24 protein-coding genes are annotated in these 21298 nt (G+C 60.0%); 10 read left to right on the top strand and 14 right to left on the bottom strand.

Going from position 1 to position 21298, the window contains the following annotated elements:
* Positions 1 to 88: 88 nt before the first annotated feature.
* The 6 genes from rpmG to topA all read right to left on the bottom strand — a co-directional run bounded on the left by rpmG (position 89) and on the right by topA (position 7741).
* Positions 89 to 256, bottom strand: a complete 168-nt coding sequence (rpmG, locus tag AC1DCP_RS08005; RefSeq protein WP_003496403.1) for a 50S ribosomal protein L33 — start codon at positions 254 to 256, stop codon at positions 89 to 91.
* 89 nt (positions 257 to 345) lie between these two features.
* Positions 346 to 1509, bottom strand: coding sequence for an MFS transporter (locus AC1DCP_RS08000; RefSeq protein ID WP_019565488.1), 1164 nt, complete (start codon positions 1507 to 1509; stop codon positions 346 to 348).
* A 17-nt stretch (positions 1510 to 1526) separates the two neighbouring features.
* A complete protein-coding gene (locus AC1DCP_RS07995) occupies positions 1527 to 2195 on the bottom strand; it encodes an NUDIX domain-containing protein (RefSeq protein WP_112152896.1) in 669 nt (222 codons plus the stop codon).
* Between the two features lie 20 nt (positions 2196 to 2215).
* On the bottom strand, positions 2216 to 2659 hold the full coding sequence (locus AC1DCP_RS07990; protein ID WP_003512717.1) for a DUF983 domain-containing protein: 444 nt from the start codon (positions 2657 to 2659) through the stop codon (positions 2216 to 2218).
* A gap of 46 nt (positions 2660 to 2705) precedes the next feature.
* A complete protein-coding gene (rnr, locus tag AC1DCP_RS07985; protein WP_013635963.1) occupies positions 2706 to 5060 on the bottom strand; it encodes a ribonuclease R in 2355 nt (784 codons plus the stop codon).
* Positions 5057 to 7741: a type I DNA topoisomerase gene (gene topA / locus AC1DCP_RS07980; RefSeq protein ID WP_041694374.1), complete on the bottom strand. Its 2685-nt coding sequence runs from the start codon at positions 7739 to 7741 to the stop codon at positions 5057 to 5059. Before topA ends, rnr begins: the two co-directional genes overlap by 4 nt.
* 258 nt (positions 7742 to 7999) lie before the next feature.
* Here topA and AC1DCP_RS07975 point away from each other — a divergent pair, with 258 nt between their 5' ends.
* On the top strand, positions 8000 to 8230 hold the full coding sequence (locus tag AC1DCP_RS07975; RefSeq protein ID WP_019565491.1) for a hypothetical protein: 231 nt from the start codon (positions 8000 to 8002) through the stop codon (positions 8228 to 8230).
* Here the strand turns inward: AC1DCP_RS07975 and dprA are convergent.
* The 4 genes from dprA to AC1DCP_RS07955 are packed head-to-tail and all read right to left on the bottom strand — an operon-like array spanning position 8186 to position 12243.
* The gene (dprA, locus tag AC1DCP_RS07970; protein WP_065688239.1) at positions 8186 to 9325 is read right to left on the bottom strand and encodes a DNA-processing protein DprA; all 1140 of its coding nucleotides are present in this window, start codon (positions 9323 to 9325) and stop codon (positions 8186 to 8188) included. The genes AC1DCP_RS07975 and dprA overlap by 45 nt on opposite strands.
* Positions 9326 to 9346: 21 nt before the next feature.
* Complete coding sequence (plsY, locus tag AC1DCP_RS07965; protein ID WP_003512722.1) at positions 9347 to 9964, bottom strand: glycerol-3-phosphate 1-O-acyltransferase PlsY; 618 nt, start codon at positions 9962 to 9964, stop codon at positions 9347 to 9349.
* A gap of 48 nt (positions 9965 to 10012) precedes the next feature.
* A complete protein-coding gene (locus AC1DCP_RS07960; RefSeq protein ID WP_003512723.1) occupies positions 10013 to 11305 on the bottom strand; it encodes a dihydroorotase in 1293 nt (430 codons plus the stop codon).
* Positions 11302 to 12243, bottom strand: coding sequence for an aspartate carbamoyltransferase catalytic subunit (locus AC1DCP_RS07955; RefSeq protein WP_003512724.1), 942 nt, complete (start codon positions 12241 to 12243; stop codon positions 11302 to 11304). The genes AC1DCP_RS07960 and AC1DCP_RS07955 overlap by 4 nt, the downstream gene beginning before the upstream one ends.
* A gap of 129 nt (positions 12244 to 12372) precedes the next feature.
* Here AC1DCP_RS07955 and AC1DCP_RS07950 point away from each other — a divergent pair, with 129 nt between their 5' ends.
* The 5 genes from AC1DCP_RS07950 (at position 12373) to AC1DCP_RS07930 (ending at position 16290) form a co-directional block, all read left to right on the top strand.
* Positions 12373 to 14025 (top strand): acyl-CoA dehydrogenase family protein, encoded by a 1653-nt coding sequence (locus AC1DCP_RS07950; RefSeq protein WP_003512726.1) that lies wholly within the window; start codon positions 12373 to 12375, stop codon positions 14023 to 14025.
* 139 nt (positions 14026 to 14164) lie between these two features.
* Positions 14165 to 14776, top strand: a complete 612-nt coding sequence (locus AC1DCP_RS07945) for a GNAT family N-acetyltransferase (RefSeq protein ID WP_003512727.1) — start codon at positions 14165 to 14167, stop codon at positions 14774 to 14776.
* A gap of 135 nt (positions 14777 to 14911) precedes the next feature.
* Positions 14912 to 15556: a TetR/AcrR family transcriptional regulator gene (locus tag AC1DCP_RS07940; protein ID WP_003512728.1), complete on the top strand. Its 645-nt coding sequence runs from the start codon at positions 14912 to 14914 to the stop codon at positions 15554 to 15556.
* 258 nt (positions 15557 to 15814) lie between these two features.
* A complete protein-coding gene (locus tag AC1DCP_RS07935) occupies positions 15815 to 15976 on the top strand; it encodes a hypothetical protein (RefSeq protein ID WP_013635969.1) in 162 nt (53 codons plus the stop codon).
* Entirely contained in the window at positions 15973 to 16290 is a 318-nt protein-coding gene (locus tag AC1DCP_RS07930) for a DUF6105 family protein (protein ID WP_003512730.1), read from the top strand. Before AC1DCP_RS07935 ends, AC1DCP_RS07930 begins: the two co-directional genes overlap by 4 nt.
* On the opposite strand, the gene ruvX is transcribed toward AC1DCP_RS07930, so the two are convergent.
* Positions 16242 to 16721 (bottom strand): Holliday junction resolvase RuvX, encoded by a 480-nt coding sequence (gene ruvX, locus AC1DCP_RS07925; RefSeq protein WP_003512731.1) that lies wholly within the window; start codon positions 16719 to 16721, stop codon positions 16242 to 16244. The two genes, AC1DCP_RS07930 and ruvX, sit on opposite strands and share 49 nt — an antisense overlap.
* A gap of 15 nt (positions 16722 to 16736) precedes the next feature.
* Entirely contained in the window at positions 16737 to 17039 is a 303-nt protein-coding gene (locus AC1DCP_RS07920; protein ID WP_476774211.1) for an alkylphosphonate utilization protein, read from the bottom strand.
* Between the two features lie 84 nt (positions 17040 to 17123).
* Here AC1DCP_RS07920 and AC1DCP_RS07915 point away from each other — a divergent pair, with 84 nt between their 5' ends.
* The 3 genes from AC1DCP_RS07915 (at position 17124) to gatA (ending at position 19778) form a co-directional block, all read left to right on the top strand.
* Positions 17124 to 17828 carry a metal-dependent hydrolase gene (locus tag AC1DCP_RS07915; protein ID WP_003512733.1) on the top strand — a complete coding sequence of 235 codons (705 nt, stop codon included), beginning with the start codon at positions 17124 to 17126 and terminating at the stop codon, positions 17826 to 17828.
* Between the two features lie 125 nt (positions 17829 to 17953).
* Positions 17954 to 18241, top strand: a complete 288-nt coding sequence (gene gatC, locus AC1DCP_RS07910; RefSeq protein WP_003512734.1) for an Asp-tRNA(Asn)/Glu-tRNA(Gln) amidotransferase subunit GatC — start codon at positions 17954 to 17956, stop codon at positions 18239 to 18241.
* Positions 18242 to 18296: 55 nt separating this feature from the next.
* On the top strand, positions 18297 to 19778 hold the full coding sequence (gatA, locus tag AC1DCP_RS07905) for an Asp-tRNA(Asn)/Glu-tRNA(Gln) amidotransferase subunit GatA (RefSeq protein WP_003512742.1): 1482 nt from the start codon (positions 18297 to 18299) through the stop codon (positions 19776 to 19778).
* A 59-nt stretch (positions 19779 to 19837) separates the two neighbouring features.
* Here the strand turns inward: gatA and AC1DCP_RS07900 are convergent, their stop codons facing one another.
* Complete coding sequence (locus AC1DCP_RS07900; RefSeq protein ID WP_013635972.1) at positions 19838 to 20095, bottom strand: YjhX family toxin; 258 nt, start codon at positions 20093 to 20095, stop codon at positions 19838 to 19840.
* 298 nt (positions 20096 to 20393) lie between these two features.
* Between AC1DCP_RS07900 and AC1DCP_RS07895 the strand changes: the two genes are divergently transcribed.
* On the top strand, positions 20394 to 20903 hold the full coding sequence (locus AC1DCP_RS07895) for a GNAT family N-acetyltransferase (RefSeq protein WP_003512748.1): 510 nt from the start codon (positions 20394 to 20396) through the stop codon (positions 20901 to 20903).
* On the opposite strand, the gene AC1DCP_RS07890 is transcribed toward AC1DCP_RS07895, so the two are convergent.
* The gene (locus AC1DCP_RS07890) at positions 20885 to 21217 is read right to left on the bottom strand and encodes a DUF1294 domain-containing protein (protein ID WP_162696057.1); all 333 of its coding nucleotides are present in this window, start codon (positions 21215 to 21217) and stop codon (positions 20885 to 20887) included. The genes AC1DCP_RS07895 and AC1DCP_RS07890 overlap by 19 nt on opposite strands.
* Positions 21218 to 21298 lie beyond the last annotated feature (81 nt).

Below are 21298 nucleotides of genomic sequence, written 5' to 3'. Positions count from 1 at the left end.
GCAAAGAATGCCGTTGGCGGCAATCCTTTCCGTACAAACAAAAAACGCGCCCGTTGGGCGCGCTTTTGCCGGAGAACCCGATCAAGAATTACTTGATTTTGGTTTCCTTGAATTCAACGTGCTTGCGTACAACCGGGTCATACTTCGTCTTCGTCATCTTGTCCGTGAACGTACGGCTGTTCTTGGTGGTGACGTAGAAGGTACCGGTGTCGGCTGTCGACAGCAGCTTGATCTTGATTGTTGTAGCTTTCGCCATGGTCGTCCTGCCTTTAAACAAAAGAGAAGCCGCAGGCGCTTCTCACCTCGGCTAAATCTGGCGCGAAACTACGTATCGCGCCTGAAAAGTCAAGTCTGTTTTGCCCTGAAAACAAAACGGAAGGCATAAAGCACCACGTAAAGCCCGAAAAACACGGCAAGCGCCCAGGCGAAACCGTCGGTACCCGCAACATCCATGGAAATGCCGACGGCCTGTGGTCCGGCTATAGTGCCCATGGCATAGCAGAAGATGAAGGCGGCGTTGGCGGCCACCAGATCGGCCCCTTTGAGACGCGATCCCAGATGGGTAAGGCCGACGGTATACATGCCGGATACGAGGCCGCCCCAGAACAGCAGCAGGGCCGCGACGAGAATCCATCTATCCACCAGCAAGGGCAGCGCCAGCGTGCCGCAAACGCCTGCAAAGGCCATCAGCGCCAGCATTGTGCGCCGGTCTTTCATCCGGTCCGAAAGCAGGCCGATCGGTATCTGGAAGACCATGTTGCCGATGCCCATCACGGTCAGCAGAAGTGCCGCCTGCGATTCGTTGAAGCCTTCGCGGGTCGCATAGATGGGAAAGAGCGACAGACCGCCCGCTTGCACGGCGCCGAACACGAAGGCCGCCGCAGAAGCCATCGGCACCAGCCATATATAACGGGCGAAATGGTGGTTAGGCCTTTCGCTCAGCTCCGGGCTTTCGCCGCGCGCGAGGAAGATCGGGATCGCGGCAAGCAGTATGATTGCTGCCCCGACCAGAAACGGCAGGATGCCATCGCTGCCGACCACGGAAAACAATAACGGGCCAACCGCAAAGCCAACCGCAAGTCCGGTGGCGTAGATGCCGAGAACCATGCCGCGTTTTTTCGGCGGTGCGGTCATGTTGATCCAGTATTCGGAGAGGATGAACAGCGTGGTGGTTGCGCCATGGAAGACGATTCGCAGCGGAAACCACATCCAGAAGGCGTCGGCAAAATAGAAACAGAGCGCACTCAGAGCCGACACGACAACGGCAAATAGCATCGTTCGCGCCACGCCGAAATCATGGGCGATCTTGGTGGTCACCGGCGCTGCCATCATCGCCGCAACGCCGGCCATTGCCGAATTTACCCCGATCATGGTGGAGGAGATGCCGCGCTTCTCAAGGATGATCGACAGGAGCGGCAGGCCCAGGCCGATGGCGACACCGACCGCACTGATGGCGGAGATGGCGGCGATCAGTGAGGGCCAGTGAATGGCGTCCGCTTCGCATTTCATTTGTGACATGACGGCCTTTATACAAAGTCTCGAATGAATCGGCCGTGGCGCGTGACATAGAGCCGCGCGGGGCTTTCAAAGGGCAGTGACGGATCACCTATCATGAGTTTTGTGACATCTTCGAGAACCGTGCGTGTGATTTTCGGCATGTTCAGACTGGAAAGCGCTGTCATGTCAAGCCATTGCACATTGTGCAGCTCATCTGAATCCCTGATTAGCCGGGTATCCAGCCGCAACTCGTCGGCGTAACAGCAAAAGAATCGCGTGTCGTAACGCCTGATATTGCCGGGCGGGGTGATTGCGCGCGCCACATATCGAAAACGCGAAAGATCCGGACCATCGGCGTCCATGCCCATATCGACGCCGGTTTCTTCCACGAGCTCGCGCGCGGCGGCAAGCGCCAGCGCCCGTGCCCCGGCAGCGCTCAGGCGGCGCGCGGCAGACGTGGTGAGGCTGCGCAGCACGGCGGGGTGCAGATCGCCGGAGAAGGGCAGGGCGTGGTCGCGCGGATCGCGTTTGCCGCCGGGAAACACGTAAGCGCCGGGCATGAATATGTGGGCATTACTGCGCCGGCCCATCAGCACGCGAATAGCAGGGCCGGAACGATCAAACAGGATGATCGAGGCGGCATCGCGCGGCCGCAGTGGGCCGCTCGCCGCTTGGGTGCTCGAGGGAAGCTCGGACACGTTCAAATTCCCACCCGCCGTCAGTGGGAGGAGCCGTCGATCTGCACTTTTGGCTGTTTTCCGTCGAAGCCGTGCATTCTAAGTGCCCATTGCAGGCCGATGACGCCACCCTTGATCGGTTGCAGCGTCAGAAGCGCGGCCAGAATGGTGATAGGCACCCAGATGGCGAAGTGTACCCACATGGGAACGGAAAGCACGAGATCGGTCATCATGAAGCCGCCAACGGCGATATGGCCGATGATGACGATGGAAATATAGGGCGGCAGGTCGTCGGAACGGTGATGATGCATTTCCTCGCCGCAGGCCGCGCAATTGTCCACTGGCTTCAGGAAGGCCCGAAACAGGCGACCGCTGCCACAGGCCGGGCAGCGATTGGCCATGCCCCGCATGATCGAGCGGCCAAGCGGACGCTCCGCGCTTCCATCTCCGAAGGTAACCGTTTCCGAGCCCTGATTTGCACTCATCCTGAAGTCCTTCTCCCGTTTGTCTTAACCGCTTGACGCGGTCTTGTTACCGACGTCCTCTCGGCGGCCTTGTTCCCGGCTTGGCGGAAGGACGTGATGTCCGCCGGCCTGCCTTGTGGAACGACCGCGAGCCGACCGGCATCTTGCGCCCCGGGCTCAGCATTTCAAACCGCAGCGCACCAGCCAAGGGTACCGCTTCTGCAAGCCGCACCTGAACCGTATCGCCGAGTTGATAACCGAGACCAGTCTTTTCCCCCGTCAGAGCCTGATGAGCTTCGTCGTAGAGGAAATAGTCGGTTCCAAGTGTAGATATAGGAACAAACCCGTCGGCGCCAAACTGCGGCAGCGCGACAAATAGTCCCGCCTTGGTGACACCCGCGACGCGGCCATCGAACTCCTCACCGACGCGCTCGGAAAGATGGTGCGCGATCAGCCGGTTGATGGTGTCGCGCTCTGCGGCCATGGCGCGGCGCTCGAAGGTCGAGATTTCGGCGGCGATATCGTCAAGCGTCGCCTCTTCCTGCGGGGTGATGCCGCCTTCGCCGAGGCCTAGCGATCCGACCAGCGCCCGATGTACGATCAGGTCGGCATAACGGCGGATCGGTGAGGTGAAATGCGCGTACTTCATCAGGTTGAGGCCGAAATGGCCGATATTTTCCGGGCTGTAGATCGCCTGGCTCTGGCTGCGCAGCACCATCTCGTTGACCATGATCTGGTGCGGCGTGTCGAGTGCGCGCGCCAGAATGCCGTTGAAGGAATTGGCGCGCATCGCGACACCCTTGGCCATGGAGATGCCGATGGTGCCGAGGAATTCGCGCAGCACTTCCTGCTTGGTAAGTGTGGGGGCGTCATGCACGCGGTAGACCAGCCGCTGCTTTTTCTTTTCCAGGGTCTCTGCGGCGGCGACGTTCGCCTGGATCATCATTTCCTCGATCAGCTTGTGCGCATCGAGGCGTTCGGGAATGACGACCTTGTCCACCGTGCCGTCGGGCCTGAGCTGGATCTTGCGCTCCGGCATGTCGAGTTCCAGCGGCTGGCGGCGATCGCGGCCGCGCTTCATCACGGCATAGGCGTGCCACAGCGGCTTCAGGATCGGCTCCAGCAGCGTGCCGGTCTTGTCGTCCGGGCGGCCGTCGATTGCGGCCTGCGCTTGCTGGTAGGAGAGCTTGGCGGCACTCTTCATCATGATGCGATGGAAAGTGTGGCTCGCCTTGCGGCCTTCCTTCGAGAACGTCATCCGCACAGCAAGGGCAGGGCGGTCGACGCCTTCCTTCAGCGAGCAGAGGTCGTTGGAGATGCGTTCCGGCAGCATCGGCACGACACGATCAGGGAAATAGACGGAGTTACCACGCTTCAGCGCCTCGCGGTCGAGCGGTGCGCCTGATCGCACATACCAGGACACGTCGGCGATAGCGACGGTGACGATCACTCCATCAGGATTGTCGGGCGAAGGGTCGAGTTCGGCATAGACCGCGTCGTCATGGTCCTTGGCGTCGGCCGGATCGATCGTGATCAGCGGCAGGTCGCGCCAGTCTTCACGGTGAGACATGGTCGCGGGTTTTGCGGCATCCGCCTCGGCCAGAACATTCGGCGGGAAGATGTGCGGAATACCGTGGGCATGGATCGCGATCATCGAGATCGCCTTTTCCGAGGCGACTGAGCCGACGACCGAAAGAACCTTTGCGCGTGTCAGGCCGTAACGACCGCTGTTGCGCGAGGTATCCACCTCGATCAGGTCGCCGTCCTTGGCATCGCCCACACCCTCGGGGTCGATGACCATTTCCTCGCCGCGCCGGTCGATCGGCATCAGGCGTCCGCCGCCGCCTTCCGTTTCCTTGAACACGCCAAGCAGTGCGTTCTGACGACGGTCGATCAGCTTGACGACGCGGGCCGTGTAGGCCGGGCCGACGCTGTCCTTGGAAGGGAATATTTTTGCCAGAATGCGATCGCCGAGACCGGCGGCAGGGGCTTTCTTACTGCGATCCTGCGAGGACTGGCGGATGAGCACGGCGGGGGCCGCGCCCTGATCTTCAGGCCATTCGGCAGGCCGGCCGATCAATTCGCCGTCCTTGTCGCGGGTGGTGATGTCGAGAACCGTCACCGGCGGCAGGCCACCCGGTCGCGTCAGCGTCTTGCGGCTCTTCTGCACCATGCCGTCGGTTTCAAGCTCCTTCAGCAGTGCCTTGAGCACAACGCGGTCGTCGCCCTTCAGCCCGAAAGCCTTGGCGATTTCGCGCTTGGAGGCCTGCTGCGGATGCTCGGCGATGAATTTCAGCAGCACTTCGCGGGAAGGCACCTCGCCATGGATGATGCCTTCACCTTCATTTGTCCGCTTGCCGCGCCCGGTACGTCCGAAGCCGTCGCTGGCGGAACCCTGTCTCTGACGCGGCGCCTTGCTCACGATTCTGCCTTCTTGGGTTTGGCTGCGGCCTTCGGCTTGGCAGCCGTCTTGCTTTTCGTTGCGGCCTTGGCTTTTGTCGCCTTCGGCTTTGCGGCTGTGTCGCCATCGGCCTTCTTGGCAGCAGGTTTCTTGGCCTTGGCGGGCTTGCCGCCGGTTCCGGTCTTGGCGATACGCTCGGCAATCAGCACCAGCGATTCGTCCAGCGTCACGGAGGTCGGATCCTGCCCCTTTGGAATGGTGGCGTTAACTTTGCCCCAGTTGACGTAAGCGCCGTAACGCCCGTCGCGGACGGTGATCGGGCCGCCATCCGGGTGATCACCCAGTTCCTTCAGCGCCGCAGGCGTGCCGTTGCGGCCGCGCCCCGGTCCCTTGCTCTGCTTCTCGGCAATGACGGTAACGGCACGGTTGAGGCCGATCGAGAACACATCTTCGATGCTTTCGAGGTTCGCATAGGAACCGTCATGCAACAGGAAGGGTCCGTAGCGGCCAAGCCCGGCGGAAATCATCTTGCCGGTTTCGGGATGCTTGCCGATATCGCGCGGCAGGTTGATGAGCGCCAGCGCCTTTTCGTGGTCGATCTCCTCAGGCTTCCAGCCCTTGGGCAGCGAGGAGCGCTTGGCCTCCTTGCCATCGCCGCGCTGGATGTACGGGCCGAAACGGCCAGACCGAAGCGTCAACTCCTCGCCGGTCATCGGATCGGCACCCAGCGCTTTCGGCTCGTTGGATACGGAAGCTTCGGCTTCCGAGCCATCGGACGTGAGCTGGCGGGTAAAGTTGCACTCCGGATAATTGGAGCAACCGACGAAAGCGCCATATTTGCCGAGCTTCAGCGAAAGGTTGCCGGTGCCGCAAACCTGACAGATGCGCGGATCGGAGCCGTCCTCACGCTTGGGGAAGACCAGCGGGGCCAGAACTTCATTGAGCGCATCCAGCACGTTGGTAACGCGCAATTCCTTGGTATCTTCGATCTGCGCGAAGAAATCCTTCCAGAAATCGCGCAGCACCTGCTTCCAGTCCAGTTCGCCCGCGGAAATGCGGTCGAGCTTTTCTTCCAGATCGGCGGTGAAGTCGTATTCGACATATTTGGCAAAGAAGCTCTCGAGGAAAGCCGTCACCAGCCGTCCGCGCGAATGGGGAATGAGCTTGCGCTTGTCGATGATGATATATTCGCGGTCACTTAGCGTCTTCAGTGTCGCCGCATAGGTGGAAGGACGGCCGATGCCGAGTTCTTCCATCTTCTTGATGAGCGATGCTTCCGAATAACGCGGCGGCGGCTCGGTGAAGTGCTGGCTGGCGTTGATCTTCTGCTTGGCGAGGTTCTCGCGCGCATTGATCTGCGGCAGGCGGCCTTCATCGTCACCGTCGTCGCTCTGCTCGCCATCTTCTTTCTGGTCGGTATAGGCGGCAATGAAGCCGTCGAAGCGGATGACGGAACCGACGGCACGAAGCCCGGCCTTTTCACCGTCCTTGTCGGCAAGGATTTCCACCGTGGTACGTTCGATTTCGGCAGATGCCATCTGGCTCGCAATGCCGCGCTTCCAGATCAGGTCGTAAAGACGCAACTGGTCGGCATCGAGGTAACGCTTCACCTGATCCGGTGTGCGGTTAAAATCGGTCGGACGGATAGCTTCGTGCGCTTCCTGCGCGTTCTTTGCCTTGGTTGAGTAGAAGCGTGCTTTTTCCGGCACATAGCGGTCGCCGAACTGCTCGCCGATGGCGCGGCGTGCGGCATCGATCGCTTCCGGCGCCATCTGCACGCCGTCGGTACGCATGTAGGTGATCAAACCAACGGTTTCGCCGCCGATGTCGATACCTTCATAAAGCTTCTGGGCCACCTGCATGGTGCGCGAGGCGGAAAAGCCCATGCGCGAGGAGGCAGCCTGCTGCAGCGTCGAGGTGGTGAAGGGCGGGCCGGGATTGCGCTTGACGGGTTTCGCCTCGACCGTATCGACAATATAGGTCGCGCCTTCCAGGAGCGCCTTCAGGCGGTTGGCGTCATCTCCTGTCTTGATCGAACGGCCTTGCAGCTTCTTGCCATCGGCGGAAACCAGCTTCGCCTCGAACTCGTCACCGCGCGGTGTCTTCAACAGCGCGCTGATGTTCCAGTATTCCTCGGAGACGAAACGCTCGATCTCGGCTTCGCGGTCGCAGACGAGACGCAGCGAAACGGACTGTACGCGGCCGGCGGAACGGGCGCCCGGCAGCTTGCGCCACAAAACCGGCGACAGGTTGAAACCGACGAGATAATCCAGCGCACGGCGGGCAAGATAGGCATCGACCAGCGGCACGTCGATGTCGCGCGGGTTCGCCATCGCGTCCAGTACCGCCTTTTTGGTGATGGCGTTGAAGACCACGCGCTTCACCGGCTTGTCGCCGAGAACGCGCTTCTTCTTCAAGAGATCAAGCACATGCCAGGAAATCGCTTCACCCTCGCGATCCGGGTCGGTTGCGAGAAACAGGCCGTCGGAGGATTTCACCGCGTCGGCAATGTCCTTCATGCGCTTGGCGGATGCGCTATCGACCTCCCAGGACATTTCGAAGTCCTGGTCGGGCAGCACAGATCCGTCCTTGGCAGGAAGGTCCCGGACGTGGCCAAAGGATGCAAGAACCTTGTAGCCCGGACCAAGATACTTGTTGATCGTCTTGGCTTTGGCAGGAGATTCTACGACGACGACATTCATATTGTTTTTCTCTGGAACTGGTCCGTTAACATAGCCGGGTCACGGCATAATGCCGCAATTCGCCTTCTTTATAATTCGACATGGACAGGTAATGCGCGCGGGTCAAGAGGCAAGCCCGATTTTATCGCTCCAAGGCAATTGCAACCTATGGATAATCTGTCGTTGTATTGCAATCTTTGGTAAATTTGTTATAGTGACCAACATGATTTGAATTGACGTAATGATCTTTGTTTCAGGTTGAAATTCCAGGATAGATATATGGTCCCGAACGCAACAAACAATAATGCCGATAATGAAGGGACCAGAGAGAACTTGGCTTACATTCGCCAGATGCTCGCGGAACTGAGGCTCGTCGCCAATCGCGAGGGCGCCGACATGCTGTGCTATCTGATTGAAATGGCCTATGTGGAAGTCGGCGATATCCAGAGCGGGCGGCGTAAGCTTTCAATCCGCGAGGAGCGAAACCCGCCCCCCGGCGTGCCGGTTTAACCGCCCGGCAATATCGAGTTCCAGCAGCACCATGTGAACCGTGGCCGCGGAAAAACCCGTGTGGCGAATGATATCGTCCGTTTCGACGGGCGAGTGCCCGAGAGCGGCGGCAACGATGCTGCGCTCGTCATCTCCGGGCGGTGACATTTCCGCATCGGATCGTGGTTCCTCGACCTTGCGGTCATAGGGCAATCGCGGTTCCATCAGCGGTCGTAGCGCATCGAGAATATCGGCCGCCCCTGTGGTCAGCATCGCGCCTTCCTTGATCAGCCGGTTGGTGCCTTCGCAGCGCGCATCGAGTGGGGAGCCTGGCACGGCGAAAACCAGCCGTCCCGCTTCGCCGGCAAGCCGCGCCGTGATCAGCGAACCGGATCGTTCCGCCGCTTCCACTATGACGATGCCGAGCGAGACGCCTGATATCAGCCGGTTGCGGCGGGGGAAATCCCGCGCGCGTGGCTCCCAGCCGAAGGGCATTTCGCTGATCGTCGCGCCACCCTGTTCGTAGATGTCCTGCAAGAGCCCAAAATTTTCCTGAGGGTAGGGACGGTCGAGACCGCCCGCCAGCATGGCCACCGTGCCGGTTGCAAGGCTTGCCCGGTGCGCTGCCGCATCGATGCCGCGCGCCAGCCCGGAAGCGATCGTATAGCCCGCACGACCGCAATCGCGCGCCAGCATCGCGGCGAATTTCGCGCCGTTGATGGAGGCGTTGCGTGATCCGACGATGCCGACGCAAGGTCTTGTTGCGGTGGATGCTGATCCCTTCATGGCGATCAGTGGCGGCGCGCCGTCGAGCTGTCGCAGGGCAGGCGGGTAGTCCTGCTCACCGATGCCGACGAAGCGAGCGCCGAATCTTTCAGCCGTTTCGATTTCGCCTTCCGCTTCCGCCTGTGTGGCAATGCGCGGACTGCGCAATGAACCGCCGCGCCTTGAAAGCTCGGGCAGGGCAGAGAGCGCTTTTTCAGCGCTGCCAAAATGATTGATGAGTTCGCGGAAGGTGACGGGGCCGATATTGTCGCTGCGGATCAGCCGAAGCCATGCGACCCGCTGCCGCGCGGAAAGCTCTATGCCCTGCCGTGTCGTTTCCTCATGCGGCATGACTTATCCTTAAAGCTTGCCTTAGCCCTTTTGCCCGATCCTGCTTTCCGTGCCGGCCAGAAGCCGTGCGATGTTTTCCCGGTGTTTCCACCAGGAAATCACGCTCAGCAACGTTACCAGAAGCGCCGTCTTTTCAGGCCCGACTATCCAGAGGGCGACCGGGATCACAAGCATGGCAACCAGCGCCGACAGCGAGGAATACCGGGTGATGAACGCGGTTGCGAGCCAGATCAGCGCAAAAGCCAGCATCATCAGGGGGGCAGCGCCTAAAAGCACGCCGATATAGGTCGCCACGCCCTTGCCGCCCTTGAAACCGAGCCACACCGGAAACAGATGGCCGAGAAAGGCAAAGAAACCGGCAACCAGCGACGCCTCGTAACCCCAGAGCGCATTGGCGACGAGCACTGCGGCGGTGCCCTTCAGCGCATCAAGCAGCAATGTCGCTGCGGCGAGCTTCTTGTTGCCGGTGCGCAGCACATTAGTGGCGCCAATATTGCCGGAACCAATCTTGCGCACATCGCCCAGCCCCGCCATGCGGGTAAGAAGCAGGCCGAAGGGTATCGAGCCGAATAGATAGCCAATCAGCGCCGCAAGCGCGAGAAGGGCAGGCGCCGTCTGCCAGTCAGTCAAAGCACTCATTCAACGTTCCCTCTCGTCGCGCGCCTGCGTGATCCCATGCCCGTGATCTTATGCCAAGGAATGAACCGCTTTGCCAGCCACATAAGTGGCGACAGCGCGGCCGCTGAAACGGGCATCCTCAAACGGCGTATTCTTGGATTTCGACACCAGTTGATCTCTTGCAACCAGCCAAGGCTCGTCCAGGTCGATCAGCGTGATATCAGCCTTCGCGCCGGCATTAAGCGTTCCCGCATCCAGTCCGAAGATTTTCGCCGGGCGGGTGGAAAGCGCATCGATCAGCCGCATCAGCGGAACCTCGCCGCTATGGTGAAGGCGAAGCGCCGCCGCCAGCATGGTTTCCAGCCCCACCGCACCGCTTGCCGCATCCGAAAAGGGCAGGCGCTTGGTGTCCACGTCCTGCGGGTCGTGCGAGGAAACGATGATGTCGATCGTGCCATCCTTCAGCGCCTCGACCATGGCCTTGCGGTCGTCTTCGGCGCGCAAGGGAGGTGAGAGCTTGAAGAAGGTACGGTATTCGCCGATATCGTTCTCGTTCAGCGTCAGATGGTTGATCGAGATGCCGCAGGTCGCCTTGACGCCCCGCTGCCGGGCAAGACGGATCGCTTCTGCCGACTCCGGCACGGAAATCTTGGCGGCGTGATAGATCGCTTGCGTCAGACCGGCAATGCGCAGGTCGCGCTCCAGCGGAATGATCTCGGCCTCCTTGGGGATTCCGGACAGACCGAGCCAGCTTGCGAAAAGCCCCTCGTTCATGTCGCCGCCGCCGATATATTTGTCGCGGGTCTCAAGTGCAATCACCGCACCCAATTCGCGCGCATAGGTCATGGCGCGGCGCAGCACCAGCGTGTCGGAAAGCGCCCTGCGGCCATTGGTGAAGGCAACCGCACCGGCTTCCTTCAGCATGCCGATCTCGGTCATTTCCTCGCCGTTGAGGCCCTTGGTCAGGGCTGCGGCGGGATGCACATTGACGAGCGCCTTGTCGCGTGCCGCCTTTTTCACATATTCTACCAGCGCAATGTCGTCGATAACGGGGTCGGTGTCCGGCATGACGATGATGCTGGTGACGCCGCCGGCCGCTGCCGCGCGGGAAGCGGATTCGATGGTTTCACGGTGTTCGCCACCCGGCTCACCGACAAAGACGCGGGCATCCACCAGACCGGGAACGGCCAGCAGCCCCTTGCAGTCGCGAACCGTCGCACCCTCGGGCACACCCTGGTTGTGTGCCTGCCCGCCGGAGGCGAGGATCGTGCCGTCGGCACCGATGACGATGCTGCCCACCTCGTCCAGATTGCGGGAGGGATCAACGATGCGAAGGTTTTTGAGAACGGTCACGGCACTCATACGCGCTCACCCTGATTTTGCGAGACAAGCAGGGTTTCCATGACAGCCATGCGCACGGCAACCCCCATTTCCACCTGGCTTTCGATGACGCTCTGCGGACCATCAGCCACTTCGGATGAGATTTCCACGCCACGGTTCATCGGGCCGGGATGCATGACCAGCGCGTCTTCTTTCGCTGCCTTCAACTTTTCGGCATCGAGACCGTAATAGTGGAAATATTCGCGCACCGAAGGCACGAAGGAGCCGGACATGCGCTCGCGCTGCAGGCGCAGCATCATCACAACATCGGCGTTCTTCAAGCCTTCCTTCATGTCATGGAAGACCTCGACGCTCATGTCGCGGATACCGGAGGGAAGAAGCGTTGCGGGAGCCACGACGCGCACGCGCGCGCCCATCTGGTTGAGCAGAATGATGTTGGAGCGGGCAACGCGCGAATGCAGTACGTCGCCGCAGATCGCCACCGTTATTCCCGAAAGATCACCCTTGGCGCGGCGAATGGTCAGCGCGTCGAGAAGGGCCTGCGTCGGGTGTTCATGCTGGCCGTCGCCGGCATTGACCACAGAGCAGGCAACCTTCTGCGCGAGAAGGGCTGCGGCACCGGCCGAGGAGTGACGCACGATCAGCACATCGGGGCGCATGGCGTTCAGCGTCATCGCCGTGTCGATCAGCGTTTCGCCCTTCTTCACCGAGGAATTGCTGACCGACATGTTCATCACATCGGCGCCAAGCCGTTTTCCGGCAAGTTCGAAGGAGGATTGTGTCCGGGTCGAAGCTTCGAAGAACAGGTTGATCTGCGTGAGGCCCCGAAGCGTCGAGGTTTTTTTCTCGCGCTGACGGCTGATTTTCACCGCTTCGTCGGCCTTGTCGAGAAGCAGGGTTATATCCTGATGGGAAAGCCCCTTTATGCCGAGGAGATGGCGGTGGGGAAAATAGACCATGGAAATTGTCCTCCGGGTCGCAATAGTCAACGGGTCTATAAAGACAGGTGGCTTTGCGGGCAAGCATGCGATAAGCCGGGTTTTGGCATATACACGCAATAAAGCACGAATCCCGATAGAAGGATGCGAATGACAGGCATGAACCGGACAGAAGAATCGCTCGCCGAACTAAACCAGCCTAGCCTATGGTCCGGTATTAATGCCTATCGTTCCGATCCGCTGATCGTCGACCTCACATCCGGCCTGTCACGCAATCTGAGAGACGAGTTCGACCAGCTCGGCCGTTACGTCACCTCGCACGAAGCGCAGGAACTGGCGCGCATGGCCAATCAGGGCGTGCCGCAGCTGCACACGCATGGCCCGCGCGGCGAACGTCTCGATCAGGTTGAGTTCCATCCCGCATGGCACGCACTGATGCGCCGTTCCATGTCATCGGGTCTTCATTCCAGCGTCTGGGAAAATGCGGCTGAGACGCGCGGCAACGAACACAAGGCGCGCGCCACCAAATTTTATCTGACCGCGCAGCTCGAGGCCGGGCATCTCTGCCCGTTGACCATGACCAGCGCCTCCGTTGCCGCCATCATGACCTCGTCGCGTGTGCAGAAGGAATGGGTGCCGAAGATACTGTCGCGGAAATATGATTCCTCGCAGAAGCCGGCCTTGCAGAAAACCGCCGTCACCGTCGGCATGGGCATGACGGAAAAGCAGGGCGGCACGGATGTGCGCGCCAACCGCAGCACGGCGGAGCGGGTGGGCGAGGGCATCTATCGCCTGTCCGGCCACAAATGGTTCCTGTCCGCGCCGATGAGCGACGGTTTCGTCATGCTGGCGCAGATGGGCGACGGCATGGGCTGTTTCCTGGTGCCGCGTTATCTGGAAGACGGTTCCGCCAACGGCCTGCATTTCCAGCGCCTGAAGGACAAGCTCGGCAACCGCTCCAATGCCTCCGCCGAAGTCGAGTTCACCGATGCTTTCGGTTATCTTTTGGGTGAACCGGGCAGCGGTGTGCGCACCATTCTCGACATGGTGACGCTGACGCGGCTCGACTGCGCTTTGGCATCATCAGGCATGATGCGCGCTTCGCTCGCCGAAGCCGTGCATTTCGCACGCGGCCGTTCCGTCTTCGGCAAGACGCTGGTCAGCCAGCCGATCATGACGCGTGTTCTCGCCGATATGGCGCTGGATGTCGCAGCCGCAACGGCACTCTCCTTCCGGCTGGCATCGGCATTCGATGCCGCCCGCAACAATGCCGCCGAGGCGGCCTATGCGCGGGTGATGACGCCGATTGTGAAATACTGGTGCTGCAAGATCGCGCCGGCGTTGATTTACGAGGCGATGGAGTGCCTTGGCGGTAACGGATATGTGGAAGAACGGCCGATTGCCCGCCACTACCGCGAAGCGCCGGTCAATGCCATCTGGGAAGGCTCCGGCAACGTCATGGCGCTGGATGTGCTGCGTGTTCTTCAGCGCGGCAAGGATCTGTTCGATCTCGTTTTCCAGACGCTGGAGCGCGACCTCGGACCCGCCGGAAAAAAGACCACGGATGTGCTGCGCGCCGCAATCGCGCTTGCCGAACGCGATGAGGGTGCTGCCCGCCTGCTGGTGGAGCAATTCGCACTTGCTGCCGCTGCCGCCGAGCTTTGCCGGCTCGGCGCCGGCAAGATCGCAGACGCCTTCCTCGAAACCCGTCTGGCGGGTGGTTGGCGACATACTTACGGCATGCTCGATTCTCGCTTTGATCCGAATTATATAATCGATTTATTGTATCCGCCCGCGTCCTGACCGATAAAGGGTGGAAGGCTGTTGTTGCAGTCCCTGTGGGAGGGGTATCGGATTTGAGAAAAGGCGTTGGCGTGGGGCGTATTTCTGTCTTTAAGTCGTTGGGCGCGTGCGCGCGCATGGAGATGGGGGTCGATAGCAGATGCTGACCTTCCGCTCCGCCCGTCCTGAAGATGAAGAGGCGCTCTACGCCATCAGTCTTGCCACCGGCGATGCCGGGCAGGATGCCACCCCGCTTTATCGCGATGGCCGCATGGTGGGGCATATTTATTCCGTGCCTTATCTGCATCTGTGGCCCGATGCCGTTTTTGTGGCGGAAGACGAAGAGGGTGTCTGCGGTTACATCGCCGGCGCGCTCGATACCGCCTTGCATGATGAGCGGCTGGAGCGTGAGTGGTGGCCGCATCTGCGCGCCCTTTATCCCGACCCCGTTGGCGACCAGCAAACATGGGACGCCGATCAGCGCCGTGCACATTTCATCCACCACCCGCGCCACACGCCAACCTGGCTGACCGATCCGTTTCCGGCCCATATCCACCTGAACCTTCTGCCACGCACACAGGGCAAGGGCGGCGGCACGCGGCTTTTGTCGCGCTGGCTCGATATGGCGAGACAAAACAACGTCTACGGCATCCACCTCGGCGCCAGCGAGCGCAACCAGGCGGGTATCCGCTTTTGGGAAACCCGCGGCTTCAAACGTCTCGAAACCCACGACACACCAGGCACCGTGTGGTTTGGAATGGCGCTGGAGTGATTATTTGCGGGGTACGGGTCCTCGATCTTCATTCATCCACAGGAACCTTCTCCCCAGCCGCTGCGCTGCATTGTCCTCGTCTTCATGCTTTGTTAACCCGTTGGGTCAGGCCTTTTAAAAGACGGGTAGGGAAGCATGCTGGCGACCGCAGAGGTGATTTCAGCCGACAAGCCGGAAAAGCGCATCAAGGATCGCGCCGCGACCGAGAAGGCGATTTTTGAGGCAGCCCGGTCGCTTCTGGCCGAAGAGGGCTTTCAGGGTTTTGGCATCAATGCCGTTGCCCGCCGCGCCGGATGCGACAAGCAGCTGATCTACCGTTATTTCGGCGGTCTGGAAGGGTTGATCGAGGCGATCGGCGAGGATCTCGGATCCTGGGTGAAGGACCGTATTCCTGAAGATACCGGCGGCATGTTCCTGTTGACCTATGGCGATCTCATGGAAAAGCTGGCGCTTTATTTCATGGATGCGCTGCGCAGCGATCCTCTCGTCTGCAAGATCATTGCCTGGGAAGTGTCGGATGGCTCGCCGCAGGTCAGGCAGCTTGCCGAAGCCCGTGCCAAATCGCTCGGCAAATGGCTGGAGCGCATGCGCGGATCGCTGGCAGCACCCAAGGGCGTAGATACCGCAGCCGTCAATGCCGTGTTGTTCGCCGCCATCCAGCATCTCGTGATTTCCGCCGCCACCAGCGGCCAGTTCGCCGGCGTGCCGTTGAAGTCGGACAAGGACTGGGACAAGATTGCAACCGCCGTCAAAAGACTGGTGCGCGGCGTTTACGGCTGAGCGCGGCGTAACGAGCCGGGCGAGATGGTCGCCTCAACAAAATCGGCCGTTATTTGACGAAAAATCAACCATGTTTTCAGCGGTCCGGCAACCTTGCGGCATCGCATGCCGTTGGCTTCGTGAGGGGTGTTTTCCACAGCCGGACCCGCCACCGTTAACCATAACGACAGCTTTCATTTGCTTAGCCATGGTTACCGGTCCAGTGTGCATTAACAAAATGTTAACCATGCGCAATGACTGCGTATAAGGGAGCCGCAAGTGAGCCGCTGGACAGCTTTGGGCGTCATGATGACGTTTTTTGCTATGCTGCCGTTGGATATTGACGCGCCAGCGTTTAACCTTTGCCTGATGGCTCTGGTGCGCTGGGCGGTGCTTGCTGGCATTCCCGATACGATTTTCACGCGGGAGCAGACTGCATGAAGTGGTTTTTGATCCTCTGGGCCGGTCCCGTTGCATTGCTCGGCAGCTGGTACTGGCTATCATATTACGACTTGAGCTTCGGCTTCTTCATGCTGACGCGCCAGACGCATGATCTGGTATTCCAGATTTACGGCAATATCCTCGGCCTGCCGCCGGAAAGCCTGCCGCCGCTGGTCGCGCGCGCCATAGCGGTCGACAGCCTGATCGTTTTTGCGATCCTTGCTTTCCGCAAGCGAAAACAGATTGCCAATTGGTGGCAGGGACGTCAGCCCGTTGCGCGGGCGAGTGCCGAAAGCCTGTCCAGCGCGCCCTGAAGAATGAAGCTTGCGGCTGCCGAATCGATGCGTTCGGCCCGTTTGGCGCGAGAGACGTCCATTTCCAGAAGCACACGTTCGGCGGCGACCGTTGAAAGCCGTTCATCCCAGAAAATGAAGGGCAGGGCGGTTTTTTCCCCCATGGTACGAACGAAGGCGCGTGTTGCCTGAGCGCGTGGTCCGGCCGATCCATCCATGTTTATGGGCAGGCCGATGATGAAAGCGGATACCTTTTCCTTTTCGGCAAAGGCCAGCAGCACCTCGGCATCCCGAGTGAATTTGACCCGTTTGATGACGGGGCGCGGCGTGGCGAAGCGCCGCGACAGGTCCGACATGGCAAGTCCGATGGTTTTCGTCCCAAGGTCGAGGCCCGCAATCGCCTGTGCCGGCTGAAGCGTTTCCGCGAGCTCCTCGATGGTAAGTATCGCCATGTCGTACGCTGTCCTTTATCTTTTTCGGACGAATTCGGTGCGCAGCACCAGACCCTTGACCGTCTCGTGCCTGCAATCGATTTCTTCCGGATTTCCGGTCAGGCGGATCGATTTGATGACAGTGCCCTGCTTGATGACCGTATTGGTGCCTGTGACCTTCAGATCCTTGATCAGCGTTACCTGGTCACCATCCGCAAGCACGTTGCCTGCCGCATCGCGCACTTCGTTCGCGCGCAAAGCTTCTGCGGCCAGCTCGGACGCAGGCCGCCATTCGCCGGTCGCCTCGTCATACACGTAATCGTCATTATCCGCGGCCATTGTCGCCTCTCTGAAATATCGGTAGTGCGGTTGTTCAAGCCGTCCTATGTCATAATATACGGGCAATACAAAGGAGAACTTCCCATGAAAATCACCTGGCTCGGCCATTCCGCCTTCCGCCTTGAAAACGGCAGCGCGAAGATCCTTATCGATCCGTTTTTCACCGGCAATCCCGGTTTTGCCGGACAGGATGCGAAAAGCGCGGCTGAAGGCATCACCCATATTCTCCTGACCCACGGCCACGGCGATCATGTGGGGGATACCGTCCAGCTTGCTCGCGAAACGGGCGCGACGGTGCTTGCCAATGCCGATCTCGCCGCTTGGCTTTCCACCAAGGGCGTGGCGAAGGTCGATATGGGTAATACCGGCGGCACGGTACATTTCGACGGTTTTTCCGTAACCTTTACCAATGCGCTGCATTCGTCCGCCCAGATCACTGAGGATGGCGTTTCCCATTCACTCGGCAACGCCAATGGACTGATGCTGCATTTCGAAGACGGTCCGGCCGTCTATCATATGGGCGATACGGATATTTTCTCCGACATGAAGCTCATCAACGAATTGCACCAGCCGGATATCGGTCTCGTGCCAATCGGCGACCGCTTCACCATGGGTGGTGCGGTGGCTGCACTCGCCTGCCAGCGCTTTTTCAAATTCGCCAACGTCATTCCCTGCCACTATGGTTCCTTCCCGATCGTTGACCAGACGCCGGAGAAGTTCGTGGCCGGCATGGAAGGCTCGGATGCGCGCGTCCACACGCCGAAGCCGGGCGAAATACTGTCCTTCTGACATTTTGCTGACGCATGTCGCTACAGCAAAACCGCTACACAGTTTTACGCGACATGCTTTCTACCGTTGCGAATGGCGGACATGGTGATTATAGCGGTTAGGAAAATTCTGACCGGAGTAGAACCATGTCCGTCGATCTCGCCACCGTAAAGCGCGTTGCGCGCCTTGCCCGTATCGCTGTTACTGAAGACGAAGCACAAAATATGCTTGGCCAGTTGAACGGCATACTCGGTTTCGTGGAGCAGCTTTCGGAAGTGAATGTTGACGGCGTCGAGCCGATGACCTCCGTTACCCCCGTGGATATGAAAAAGCGTGCCGACGTCGTGACCGACGGCAACAAGGCGGAAGACATCGTCGCCAATGCGCCTGCTACCGACCGGGACTTCTTCATGGTTCCGAAAGTGGTCGAGTAATCCGACCGCCGTTTGCCGCCCGATTTTTTCAAGATTTCGAAAGCCGTTGCCGACCATGACCGACCTGACGAGCCTGACCATTGCCGAAGCCCGCGAAAAGCTCAAGGCGAAAGAGTTTTCCGCCCTCGAGCTGACCGACGCCTATATTGCCGCCATCGACGCCGCCAACGGCGCGCTGAACGCCTATGTTGCCTTGACGCCTGAAAAGGCGCGCGACATGGCGAAAGCCTCCGATGGCCGCATCGCCGCAGGCGCGGCGGGCGAGCTGGAAGGCGTTCCGCTCGGCGTGAAGGACCTTTTCGCCACCCGTGACGTGCACACTCAGGCGTGTTCGCATGTTCTCGATGGCTTCAAGCCGAAATACGAATCGACCGTCACCCAGAACCTCTGGGACCAGGGCGCCGTCATGCTCGGCAAGCTCAACATGGACGAGTTCGCCATGGGCTCGTCCAACGAAAGCTCCTGGTACGGTCCGGCCATCAACCCCTGGCGCGCCAACGGCTCAGAGCAGAAGCTGGTGCCCGGTGGCTCCTCCGGCGGTTCGGCCGCAGCCGTTGCCGCGCATCTGTGCGCCGGCGCCACGGCAACCGACACCGGCGGCTCCATCCGCCAGCCAGCTGCCTTTACCGGCACCGTCGGCATCAAGCCTACTTATGGCCGTTGCTCGCGTTACGGCATCGTTGCTTATGCTTCCTCGCTCGATCAAGCCGGCCCGATCGCACGTGACGTGCGCGACGCCGCTATCCTGTTGAAGACGATGGCGAGCGTTGACGCAAAGGATACGACCTCCGTCGACCTGCCGGTGCCGGATTACGAAAAGGCCATCGGCCAGTCGCTCAAGGGCCTGAAGATCGGTATCCCCAGGGAATATCGCGTCGATGGCATGCCGGAAGAAATCGAAAAGCTCTGGGCAAAGGGCGTCGAATGGCTGCGCGATGCCGGTGCCGAAGTGGTGGATATCTCGCTGCCGCACACCAAATACGCGCTTCCGGCCTATTACATCGTCGCGCCCGCGGAAGCTTCGTCCAACCTCGCTCGTTATGACGGCGTACGTTACGGCCTGCGCGTGGACGGCAAGGACATTGCCGACATGTACGAGAAGAGCCGTGCAGCCGGTTTCGGCAAGGAAGTGCAGCGCCGTATCATGGTCGGCACCTACGTGCTGTCAGCCGGTTATTACGACGCCTATTACCTGAAGGCGCAAAAGGTCCGCACGCTGATCAAGCGCGATTTCGAAAACGTCTTCCATGAGGGCGTCGACGCCATTCTGGCGCCGATTACCCCGTCTTCCGCCTTCGCTGTCGGCGATGAGGAACTCGCCTCCGATCCCGTCAAGATGTACCTCCAGGACGTCTTCACCATCACGGTCAACATGGCCGGTCTTCCCGGCCTCTCGGTGCCTGCCGGCCTGGACGGCAAGGGCCTGCCGCTCGGCTTGCAGCTCATCGGCAAGCCTTTCGAAGAAGAGACGCTCTTCAAGACGGCGCATGCCATCGAGCAGGCTGCCGGCAAGTTCACGCCTGCAAAGTGGTGGTAAGCGGCTGAACAAAAGCTCTATAATTGTCACGGGCGGCATCAAGTGCCGCCCGTTTGTTTTTATCGATTGTCCAGCTCACCCCGTACGAGTTCCAAGCCACGCGTCGTGATGCGGTAAGGCTTGCCGCCCGAGGAGGCGATGGCTCTCTTCTGCTTCAGTTTGCGGAAGGTGAGGAGATCGAGACCGCTGAAAATCCAGCCGTCGCGCGTATAGAGCGCGAGTTTTTCGATTTTGTGATGCTCGTCTCGAACGAGTTCGATGCTGCCGCCCTGGGCGAGCAGGTGAAGAATGCGCTGTTCGGCGCGGGAAATGTCCATTGTCGGAAATCCGGTCGGCGTCTTCTAGACGCATGAAAACAAGTCCGGGTGCCGTTAAGGCATCCAGGTCGGTTTCATCATGGCCCGGCGCGCAAGAAACTTGCGGGCAGGGCCGTTACCGGGACTCCGATTGAGCGAACATAAAAGCTCCTTGTTTGCTCTTTTTGGTTAGCGGGGGAGACCTGCGCGGTCAAGTCCCACGGGCATCACCCGACTGGGCGGGCAGGGCGGTGTGGAAACCGCACTGGCCGAATCGCACCGCCGGTGCTTTACTTCGTTGGGCCATGGAGGGCGCGGCTTGATCGTCATTCGCAATGCGCAGGAGCAGGAAGCGGAGGTTCTGGCAGCCATCGGCCTCAGGGCGTGGCGGCAGGCCACAACGGCGCTCGGCATTACCGCGACGCTTTACGATAACGCCGCCAGTGCCTTTTCCAATTTCACCCGCTCGTCCTGGCTTGCCATCCGCGTGGCCGAGTTCGGGGGCGCGGTTGCCGGATGGGCGGCACGGGAACATTTCAACGAGGCGATTTCCGATTTCTGGATCGATCCGGATTTTCAGCGCAGGGGTATAGGCAGCCTCCTGCTTGCGGATATCGAACGGCAGATATTGCAACGTGATTTCGAAACCATCCGGCTTGAAACCCATGCGCAGAACGAACCGGCGGTCGCCTTTTTCCGTCATCACGGTTACAGCGTCCACTGGCTCTCCGTCTCCTATGCGCCGAAGCTTGATCGCGACGTGCAATCCGTCGGCCTGCAAAAGCAGCTGGTCGAGGTCGAGAGCGGCCTTTATGGGCCGGGGTTCTGAGAGAGCGTCTGCAAGCCGGTTACAAGGCGTATCGGCCAGTCCGGCATGATGGCGAGGGACGCGACAAGGCCCACCTGTAGAATTACGATGGATATCAGGATGCTGCGGAAGGGTTCCTTGCGGGTTTTGTGGCGCAGCAGTTGTTGAGCCGAGACTGCGCCCATGCTGCCGCCAATGAAAGCAAGCAATAACAGAGTACTTTCCCGAATGCGCCAGCCACCGTTTCTTGCCGCCTCCTTGTCCCACCAATAGACAAGAAAGACGAAAACATTGAAGGCCATATAGGTCATGAAGCAGAGAGCGATCATGGTCATGACGTGAATTGAAACTGAGAACCGTAAAAAACGCGTATCCGGTTCCGGCGAAAATCCGGTGCCTGGCGCGACAGGGTGCAA

This window comes from Agrobacterium sp. 10T429 (assembly GCF_056393925.1).
Note: the sequence above shows the minus strand (reverse complement) of the source record. Positions and strands in the feature narration are given on the sequence as shown.

Excerpts from the sequence above, each read along its gene's own strand:
- AC1DCP_RS07955 (WP_003512724.1), bottom strand. The coding sequence starts at position 12,243 with ATGGTCTATTTTCCCCACCGCCATCTCCTCGGCATAAAGGGGCTTTCC.
- dprA (WP_065688239.1), bottom strand. The coding sequence starts at position 9,325 with ATGCCGCATGAGGAAACGACACGGCAGGGCATAGAGCTTTCCGCGCGG.
- AC1DCP_RS07930 (WP_003512730.1), top strand. The coding sequence starts at position 15,973 with ATGAAGTGGTTTTTGATCCTCTGGGCCGGTCCCGTTGCATTGCTCGGC.
- ruvX (WP_003512731.1), bottom strand. The coding sequence starts at position 16,721 with ATGGCGATACTTACCATCGAGGAGCTCGCGGAAACGCTTCAGCCGGCA.
- AC1DCP_RS07950 (WP_003512726.1), top strand. The coding sequence starts at position 12,373 with ATGACAGGCATGAACCGGACAGAAGAATCGCTCGCCGAACTAAACCAG.
- topA (WP_041694374.1), bottom strand. The coding sequence starts at position 7,741 with ATGAATGTCGTCGTCGTAGAATCTCCTGCCAAAGCCAAGACGATCAAC.
- AC1DCP_RS07920 (WP_476774211.1), bottom strand. The coding sequence starts at position 17,039 with ATGGCCGCGGATAATGACGATTACGTGTATGACGAGGCGACCGGCGAA.
- AC1DCP_RS08000 (WP_019565488.1), bottom strand. The coding sequence starts at position 1,509 with ATGAAATGCGAAGCGGACGCCATTCACTGGCCCTCACTGATCGCCGCC.
- gatC (WP_003512734.1), top strand. The coding sequence starts at position 17,954 with ATGTCCGTCGATCTCGCCACCGTAAAGCGCGTTGCGCGCCTTGCCCGT.
- plsY (WP_003512722.1), bottom strand. The coding sequence starts at position 9,964 with ATGAGTGCTTTGACTGACTGGCAGACGGCGCCTGCCCTTCTCGCGCTT.
- AC1DCP_RS07945 (WP_003512727.1), top strand. The coding sequence starts at position 14,165 with ATGCTGACCTTCCGCTCCGCCCGTCCTGAAGATGAAGAGGCGCTCTAC.
- AC1DCP_RS07915 (WP_003512733.1), top strand. The coding sequence starts at position 17,124 with ATGAAAATCACCTGGCTCGGCCATTCCGCCTTCCGCCTTGAAAACGGC.
- AC1DCP_RS07960 (WP_003512723.1), bottom strand. The coding sequence starts at position 11,305 with ATGAGTGCCGTGACCGTTCTCAAAAACCTTCGCATCGTTGATCCCTCC.
- rpmG (WP_003496403.1), bottom strand. The coding sequence starts at position 256 with ATGGCGAAAGCTACAACAATCAAGATCAAGCTGCTGTCGACAGCCGAC.
- AC1DCP_RS07940 (WP_003512728.1), top strand. The coding sequence starts at position 14,912 with ATGCTGGCGACCGCAGAGGTGATTTCAGCCGACAAGCCGGAAAAGCGC.
- AC1DCP_RS07975 (WP_019565491.1), top strand. The coding sequence starts at position 8,000 with ATGGTCCCGAACGCAACAAACAATAATGCCGATAATGAAGGGACCAGA.
- gatA (WP_003512742.1), top strand. The coding sequence starts at position 18,297 with ATGACCGACCTGACGAGCCTGACCATTGCCGAAGCCCGCGAAAAGCTC.
- AC1DCP_RS07900 (WP_013635972.1), bottom strand. The coding sequence starts at position 20,095 with ATGGACATTTCCCGCGCCGAACAGCGCATTCTTCACCTGCTCGCCCAG.
- AC1DCP_RS07890 (WP_162696057.1), bottom strand. The coding sequence starts at position 21,217 with ATGACCATGATCGCTCTCTGCTTCATGACCTATATGGCCTTCAATGTT.
- AC1DCP_RS07990 (WP_003512717.1), bottom strand. The coding sequence starts at position 2,659 with ATGAGTGCAAATCAGGGCTCGGAAACGGTTACCTTCGGAGATGGAAGC.